At 60.1% G+C, this 7,886-nt stretch carries 6 protein-coding genes; 2 read left to right on the top strand and 4 right to left on the bottom strand.

All coding sequences use genetic code 11. From position 1 onward, the window contains the following. Positions 1–318: 318 nt before the first annotated feature. A complete protein-coding gene (locus tag HY26_RS04110; RefSeq protein ID WP_158531412.1) occupies positions 319–1,515 on the bottom strand; it encodes a winged helix-turn-helix domain-containing protein in 1,197 nt (398 codons plus the stop codon). A 117-nt stretch (positions 1,516–1,632) separates the two neighbouring features. Here HY26_RS04110 and HY26_RS04105 point away from each other — a divergent pair, with 117 nt between their 5' ends. Continuing rightward, a complete protein-coding gene (locus tag HY26_RS04105; protein WP_112072974.1) occupies positions 1,633–3,159 on the top strand; it encodes a S41 family peptidase in 1,527 nt (508 codons plus the stop codon). Positions 3,160–3,373: 214 nt separating this feature from the next. Further along, the gene (locus tag HY26_RS04100; RefSeq protein WP_034766227.1) at positions 3,374–4,621 is read left to right on the top strand and encodes an acyl-CoA dehydrogenase family protein; all 1,248 of its coding nucleotides are present in this window, start codon (positions 3,374–3,376) and stop codon (positions 4,619–4,621) included. Between the two features lie 36 nt (positions 4,622–4,657). Here HY26_RS04100 and HY26_RS04095 read toward each other — a convergent pair whose 3' ends face one another. From HY26_RS04095 to HY26_RS04085, 3 genes are all read right to left on the bottom strand, one after another. Continuing rightward, positions 4,658–5,338 carry a transglutaminase family protein gene (locus HY26_RS04095; RefSeq protein ID WP_034766390.1) on the bottom strand — a complete coding sequence of 227 codons (681 nt, stop codon included), beginning with the start codon at positions 5,336–5,338 and terminating at the stop codon, positions 4,658–4,660. Between the two features lie 93 nt (positions 5,339–5,431). Next, a complete protein-coding gene (locus tag HY26_RS04090; protein ID WP_112072981.1) occupies positions 5,432–6,505 on the bottom strand; it encodes a P1 family peptidase in 1,074 nt (357 codons plus the stop codon). Positions 6,506–6,720: 215 nt separating this feature from the next. Then, positions 6,721–7,677 (bottom strand): polyprenyl synthetase family protein, encoded by a 957-nt coding sequence (locus HY26_RS04085; protein WP_051599936.1) that lies wholly within the window; start codon positions 7,675–7,677, stop codon positions 6,721–6,723. Between the last annotated feature and the right edge of the window lie 209 nt (positions 7,678–7,886).

The raw sequence follows: 7,886 nt of genomic DNA, 5'->3' as shown, positions 1-7,886 counted from the left end.
ACCGGTGGACCACCTCTGTGGGGCAGAGCACTTTGGCATCCGCAGTTCTGGCAATTCAGATTGAACCACTCGCTCGCATCTTGCACTTGTCTCCCCTGCAGCCTGATGATTGGTTAATTATAACACTAAGTGGCATATTGACTGGTGCAGGCGCCGCCTTCGTAAGACCAAGATGATCTGTAACCTCCACATTTCATGGTGAGTTCGGAAATGTGTTGTGGTTCTGATTGTCCGATTTGGACCAGGACGCGTCACTCGAAACGTAGCCGCACGATGGCCAGTTCTCGCCGAAAATGGTCACTGAGTTCCGGATCCAGCTTAACAGCTTTCGTCACTTGCTTTTTCGAGTTGAATGCACATTGCTTCAGCGCCTGCGGGATCACCGAAACTGTTGAGCAGATCCGCAAGCCCGCGCACGGCGTCCGGGTTCAGGGGATCAAACGCAAGCACCCGGCGATACCAGAGTTCGGCATCCTCGAACGCACCTGCATCGGTCTTTGCCTGCGCGACCTGAATACCGACATTGCTATGCCAGGGGCGGATCGCAACCGGGTCCTCATCATATTTGCGCTCCATCGCCAGCCAGGCTTGTTCAAGATATGGCACGCTCCGTTCGGGGTGGTCTGACAGATTCGAAAGCTCAGCAAGATTGAGCATCGAGCCCCAATCGTCCGGATCAATGACCAGAGCGCGCTCGTACGCGCGTTCTGCTTTCTGGAACTCGCCCCTTGTCGACAAGGCCAGTCCCAAAGCGCGCCAGGCCCGCGCATGAGAGGGCGCTGCTTCGGTGGCAAGGCGTGCAAGCGAGATCGCGCGGTCTATGTTCGCACGTGCCTGTGGCCTATCCAGCCAGCCGCTCTCCAGTGCCTCTGTGACCGACTTGCGTTCCGCTCCTTCATTGGCGGTCCCCTCGTACCGGATCACTCTCTGGGTCAGGGCGTTGGCATAGCCTGCGAGTGCGGCTGTATTGTCGGGGTCGGCCTCTAGAATGTTTTCGTAGAGCCGTAAGGCTGCTTCATTGTCGGTTCGATTGAACTGGTTGTAGAAGCCATCGGCGCGCGCAATCCGTTCGGCTTGCAGGTCGCGCGAGGATTCAGGACCTGACCACGGCTGACCCCAGAACAATGCTGTGAGACCGACGCACACGATACTGATGGCAGCGGCGAACCAGACGGCCCGCCAATATCCTGCGCGCGGAGCAGCGTTATCTCCCGGAACCGCGACATCTGCGATCAGGCGGTAGCCACGTTTGGGAACGGTAGCGATATAGCGAGCGTCACGCGCGTCGTCGCCCAGCGCTTTGCGCAATTTGAACACGCTGCGGGTCAGGGCATCATCGTTGACGTGAACATCCGCCCATAGGGCAGAAGCGATCTCGTCCTTGGAAAAAACCCGGCCGGGCTGCTTCGCAAACAGCATCAGCAAATCCATGACCCGGGGTTCCAGCTCAACCTCGCCAGCCGGGCCGGCTATGCGGTTCGACGCTGCATCAACTTGCCATTCTCCAACGATCATATGCCTGCCTGATGTCGCATTTCCCTTTTCCGGAAACCCGGAAATAAAAAGGTCAGAACTTGAGGAGCCCTCGGTCATGGCCTCGCCAGAGAGGTTCCTACAGGAGGCAGCGCAATCATGAAACCGTTCCCTGCACGCAAGGAACTGAGACCCCTGAAAGGATACTTTATGCGCGCATTTCTCTGTTCCGCCCTGCTGGCCGGCTCCAGCCTGTTCTCAACCGTCAGCCCCGCTGCGGCCCAACCTGTAGAGGCCCCCAAAACCCTTTCCGCGGAGGAGGCGGCTGCCGATCTGGACCAACTCTATGCCGGGCTGCGCTCCGCCGAAGCAGATCTCTTTAAGTCCACTCCGCGTTCGGTTTTCGATGCCCGGTTCGATGAATTGAAGGATAGTTTTAGCGGCCCTGTATCGCTGACGAGACTGCATGCGGTTTTCCAGAAATTCGCGGCGCTGGCGCGTCACTCCCATACTCGCATCGACTCCCTGAACCCCGGTTGGACAGATCATGTCTCAGCCGGTGGCCTGATTTTCCCACTCACTTTCCTTGTTGAAAACGGAGAAGTGATCGTATCCGGCGCGCCAGAGGGCAGTGGTGTCGAGCCCGGAGACCGCATCCTTTCCATAGACGGAGAGCCCAATCCGATCTGGCTGTCGCGAGTGAAGGCCTTCGTCTCAGCTGAAACGCCCGAATTTGCCTATGCACAAATGGTGGGTGGCGAACCTTACTTCATGTGGCTGGCATATGGTTCGAAAAACCAGTTCTCTGTCGGAATTGAGCGCGGCAGCGCGTCCAGCACGATGGTGCTCGACGCCATTCCGATTGAAGCATTTTCAGATCTTGTGACTCACGTGCCTGGTTTTTCGCTGGAGGGACGCGATGCCCGCATGCTGAACGATTCTGTCGCTTACTTGCGGCCTGGTCCTTCCTTCAATCTGGACGCGGCCACGCCCGAAGATTCCTATGCGCCGGAAGCGCTGGCCATCTACACGGCATTCATTGATGCGGCGTTTGAAGACTTCATCGCCCGCGGCGCAGATCATCTGGTTCTTGACCTGAGAGACAATCCGGGGGGCGACAACTCCTACACCGATCCGGTGATTGCCTGGTTTGCGGATAAGCCGTTTCGCTTTGCGTCGGATTTCCTTATACGCGTCAGCCCGGAGACGATTGCGTCCAATCAGAGCCGGCTCGATGCCCAGCAAGGCGATGCGGACAACTTGTCTGCCAAACTGGCTGAGCTTTATGTTGACTCAGAACCAGGAAGCCTGGTGTCGTTTGACGTGCCCTGTGTACAGCCGCACGCGGAACCTCGCTTTCACGGGCAAGTGCATGTCCTCGTGAACAGGTACTCCTATTCCAATGCGGTCACGACCACAGCCCTGATCCAGGACTATGGGTTTGGGACAATTTATGGCGAAACCACACGGGACATGGCGACGACATTTGGTGCCATGGAGCATTTCACACTGTCTCATTCCGGCTTCTCGGTGGGTTACCCCAAAGCACGGATCATCAGGCCGAATGGCGAGAAACGCCTCCATCCGGTGACTCCCGATGTCACGCTGCAGGCTCCACTCTTTCGCGGTTCACAGGACGTCATGCTGGACGCTCTGCTTGAGCGATTAGAGGCGAGAAAGAAATAGAAGAACTTCTCTAGGGCTATTCTTAATCAGCTGTACGTCTGCAAAGGGCCAATGAACGACATTCCATGGCTTATGCTTGGATCCATCCCATACTACCAATCCTCGAAACAAATCTACCCACCTGCCGCGAGGTGAGACTTTGCGGTCCGTTGCCCGCTGAGCTGAAGCCGCGCAAAGTGGTTTCAGAGATCAAAGGCAATAGAGGAAACGGGCCATGACTGAGCTGAATACCGAGCTTTTCGACCTGACCATGTCGGAAAAGGCGAAGCCGCTCTTCGAGCGGGTGAAGAAGCACCTGCAGGAAAATGTCGCGCCCTGGCAGGAGGAGTTCGAGGCGCTGAACAAGGAGAAGGAAGACCGCTGGACCTGGCATCCGCGCCAGCTGGAGCTGCTGGATGCGGCGAAGGCCAAAGCGCGCGAAGCGGGGCTGTGGAACTTCTTCCTGCCGGACGCGGAGACCGGCGAAGGCCTCAGCAATCTCGACTATGCCTATATCGCGGCGGAGCTCGGCAAGTATCCGCAAGGCTCGGAAACGCTGAACTGTTCGGCGCCGGACACGGGCAATATGGAAGTGCTGGAGCGCGTCGGCACACCGGCGCAGAAGGAAAAATGGCTGGAGCCGCTGCTGAGAGGCGAAATCCGCTCCGCCTATGCGATGACCGAGCCGAATGTCGCCTCATCGGATGCAAAGAACATCTCCACCACCGCTGTTCTGGATGGCGATGAATGGGTCATCAATGGCGAGAAATTCTACATCTCCGGCGCAGGCGATCCGCGCTGCAAGATCATGATCGTGATGGTCAAGACAGACCCGAGTGCTCCGCCGTCGAAGCAGCAGTCCCAGATCCTCGTGCCGATGGACACACCCGGCGTGGAAATACTGGGCGCCATGGAAGTGATGGGCGAGGATCACGCCCCGCGCGGGCATATGCACCTCCGGTTCGACAATGTCCGTGTACCAAAGGACAATGTGTTGCTGGGCGTCGGGCGCGGCTTTGAGATTTCACAGGTACGCCTCGGGCCGGGCCGGATTCACCATTGCATGCGCTCCATCGGCAAGGCCGAGATTGCGCTGGAACTGATGATCAAGCGCGCTGGCACGCGCGAAGCCTTCGGCAAGCCGATCGCCAAACTCGGCAAGAACCTCGAAGTGATCTCGCGCGCGCGGATCGAGATCAACGCCATGCGGCTCGCCGTGCTGCAGGCGGCGAAAGCGATGGACGTGCTCGGCAACAAGGAAGCGCGCGTCTATGTCAGCGCCGTGAAGGCGATGGTGCCGGAGAAAGTCTGCCTGATCATCGACCAGGCCATGCAGATGCATGGCGCGGCGGGCATGTCGCAATGGTTCCCGCTGGCTGGCATGTATGCCGACATGCGCCACCTGCGTTATGCCGACGGCCCGGACGAAGTGCACCATATGGTGGTCGGCCGCGCCGAAGTGCAGAAGCACGGTCTCTGGTAAGCGGCGGAATTTCCGGTATCGGAGGCGGGCGGTACCTTAGTGGAACCGTTCGTCCTTCGATGTTGGGCTTACCTCGGCCCGGGTGGCTTCGCCGTCCGGGCCGATGATCCAGCCGGGATAAACCTCGGCGAATGTCCGGAACATGTCCGTCAACGGAAGGTCCAGATGGGACCCGCGTTCGCGGACATATTCCATGTGCCGCCGGCCGGACTGGTCGAAGGGGTGCATCAGGGCTCCATCGACTGGATCGAATTCCAGCGTCTTGACGCCGAACCGGTCGCAGAGCTCCTTGTTGAACGCGGTCGACAGTTTCACCCAGCAGCCGTTCAGCCAAAGCTCGCTATAGCCATGCCAGGCGAAGAGGTCGGTGCCCATCGTCTCGGTCAGTTTCTCGCTGGTCAGGTGATTACGCACGTCCGCAAAGCCGAGGCGGGCCGGGATGCCCGAAGCACGGGCCAGCGCCGTCAGGACGATGGATTTCGGCACGCACCAGGTCGCCGTTTCATTGAGGATATTGCTTGCCTTGAACGCCTCGCGCTCGGTGGCGAGATTGTAGGGGTCATAGCGGAAGCCATCGCGGACAGCGTAAAACAGGCGCTCGGCAATCTGCACGTCATCATTGGCGCCATCGGCGAGCGCGCGGGCTCTTGCGATGATCGCTGCGTCATCGCTGTCGACGAAGTAAGTTGCCTTCAGCGCGTCTTCCTGTTCCGACATCATCCTCGCTCCGATCCGTCATGGCTGGTTTCGAAGCAGATGGTAGCGATGCGGGGGCTCGCGTAAATTATGTCCTCGCGTCACCCTTGCGGGTCACTGCGCGCCGGTGATTTCCTTCACCTTTTCCAGCGGCAGGGCCTCGACCCGTCGGGGCGACTGGGTCGAGACATCGAACCCATCGACACTCTTTGCCATGAAGAGGGAGTTGTAGATCGCCTCTTCGGTCGCTTCGATTGTGGCCTGGAACAGGGGGGACATGTTGTCATTGTCTGTCTTTGCGACGGCTGGATCTGTCTGGCGGTAGGTCGAGAAAGCGATGACATAATCGCCGGACCCGTTGGTCATGGAGGCGCCGGTCCTGGCGAGCCCGGCAATGGCACGCTTTGACAGGCGTTCGAGGTTCCGGGAGGAGAGCGGGGCGTCCGTTGCGATCACGATCATGATGGACCCATCGGCCTTGTCCGATGCGATCTCGTCCTTCAGGTAATACTGGCCGAGTCGCTCACCGACCGGCGCGCCATCCACCTGCAGGATGCCGCCGAAATTGCTCTGCACAAGAACACCAATCGTGTAGCTGCCGAGGTTTTCCGGCAGATGCCGGGAACTGGACCCGATGCCGCCTTTCCAGCCGAATGCAATGGTTCCAGCTCCGGCACCGACCGCACCTTCCTCGACCGGGCCGGTCGAGGCGGATGTGATGGCCTGCCCGATCAGGTCCGGTGTGAGGATGCGCTTGCGGATATTGTTCAGCCCACTGTCATTGGTTTCCCCGACAACCGCATTCACCGAGCGCACGCGCTCATTTCCGGGCTGGCTCAACGTCCAGTCGATGACGGCTGACATTGCCCGGTCGACGGAGAGTGTGTTCGTCAGCACGATCGGCGTTTCGATCTCGCCCAGTTCGGCAATCTGCGAGATCCCAGCCAGCTTGCCATATCCGTTGCCGACGAAGATGGCCGCAGGGACGGGGCTTTGATACAGATTGCCGTCATGCGGCAGGATAGCCGTGGCACCGGTGCGGATGTCATCGCCTTCAATCAGGGTGACGTGGCCGACGCGCACGCCGGCGACATCGGTGATGTCATTCTTCTCTCCAGTCGGCAGGACGCCGGGCGTAATGCCCAGCTCCCTCGCGCGAACGCGTTCGGTGTCTGGCTCTGCCTGCATGGGCGTAAAGGTTCCCTGTGCGATGAGAAGCAGGACCAATGCCGAAATCGGTTTCACACCCGTTGCAAACTTCACCTGCGTCTCCGTTGTTTCATGGACGCCGGTCCGGCGCCGGGACCGCCTGTTGCAGACGGTCTGTGAAAGCTCAGAGTATCGGGCGTGCGTCCGGTTCGTCCAGTGTCTGGCGATTTGCTGCAAACTGCAGCCGTTGCTGGCTAGTAAGCGCGGCTGACGCAGAAATCGGCGAGGTCGATCAGGGCGTCGCGGTATGGCGAGTCCGGCAACTGGCGCAGCGCACCCTTGGCCATGGCCGCGTAGGCTTCGGCTTCCTGCACGGTCGCTTCGGCGGCGCCGGTCGCCCGGATAAGGTGCACGGCATGGGCGAGGTCTGCGTCTTCCTGCGTATCCGGGTTCATGGCCCGGTCCCAGAAGGCGCGGTCTTCGTCAGAGCCGCGTCGCTTCGCGATGATCACCGGCAGGGTGATCTTGCACTCGCGGAAATCGTCGCCGACCGACTTGCCGATGACGGAGGTCGTACCGCCATAGTCCAGAACATCGTCGATGATCTGGAAGGCGAGGCCGAGATTCTTGCCATAGGTCGCGAAGGCGTGGGCGTGCTCGTCACCGCCGGCGGACATGGCACCGGATTCGGCAGCTGCCTCGAACAGGGCGCCGGTCTTGGCCTCAACGATGGCCAGGTATTCCTCGGTCGGCAGGTCGCGCGCATTCATGGCGGCCAGTTGGCGGACTTCGCCTTCGGCAATCGTGGTGGAAGCCGTGGCCAGCTTATCCAGAATGTCCAGGCTGCGGGTTTCGACCAACAGGTTGAAGGCCCGGGCGAACAGGAAATCACCTACAAGAATGGAGGCGCTGTTGCCCCAGATCGCCTTGGCGGCAGGCTTGCCGCGGCGCAAATCGCTCTCGTCCACCACATCGTCGTGCAGCAGGGTGGCGGTGTGAATGAATTCCACAGCCGCGGCCAGGACGTGGGTCGCATTGTTCGGCTTGCCCACCGCGTGGGCGGCCATCAGGGTCAGCATCGGGCGCAGGCGCTTGCCGCCGGCCGAAACAATGTAACCCGAAAGGTCCGGAATGACGGCGACAGGGCTGGCCGCGCGGGAGGCGAGAATCTTCTCGACTTCGGCAAGGTCGTCAGCCACCAGCGCCTGCATGCGGTCCACCACCGAGCCGGAGGCAGCCTTGCCTTTCGGTTTGGGGGACAGGGTCAAGCGGAGCACTCCGGTTTAGTCGCAGACAGGTGCAATTAGGCTTAAGCGAGCGGAGAGGCAAGAACGACGTGGCACCGGGCCGCAGCAGCACCTGCACAATTTGCCGTGATCACGGAAACGCTGGCCGACCGGCAGGGTTGCAGGTTAGATTG

The sequence above is a fragment of the Hyphomonas sp. GM-8P genome, assembly GCF_003263315.1.
GTDB lineage: Bacteria > Pseudomonadota > Alphaproteobacteria > Caulobacterales > Hyphomonadaceae > Hyphomonas.
Note: the sequence above shows the minus strand (reverse complement) of the source record. Positions and strands in the feature narration are given on the sequence as shown.

Excerpts from the sequence above, each read along its gene's own strand:
- HY26_RS04110 (WP_158531412.1), bottom strand. The coding sequence starts at position 1,515 with ATGATCGTTGGAGAATGGCAAGTTGATGCAGCGTCGAACCGCATAGCC.
- HY26_RS04105 (WP_112072974.1), top strand. The coding sequence starts at position 1,633 with ATGAAACCGTTCCCTGCACGCAAGGAACTGAGACCCCTGAAAGGATAC.
- HY26_RS04100 (WP_034766227.1), top strand. The coding sequence starts at position 3,374 with ATGACTGAGCTGAATACCGAGCTTTTCGACCTGACCATGTCGGAAAAG.
- HY26_RS04095 (WP_034766390.1), bottom strand. The coding sequence starts at position 5,338 with ATGTCGGAACAGGAAGACGCGCTGAAGGCAACTTACTTCGTCGACAGC.
- HY26_RS04090 (WP_112072981.1), bottom strand. The coding sequence starts at position 6,505 with ATGCAGGCAGAGCCAGACACCGAACGCGTTCGCGCGAGGGAGCTGGGC.
- HY26_RS04085 (WP_051599936.1), bottom strand. The coding sequence starts at position 7,677 with ATGCAGGCGCTGGTGGCTGACGACCTTGCCGAAGTCGAGAAGATTCTC.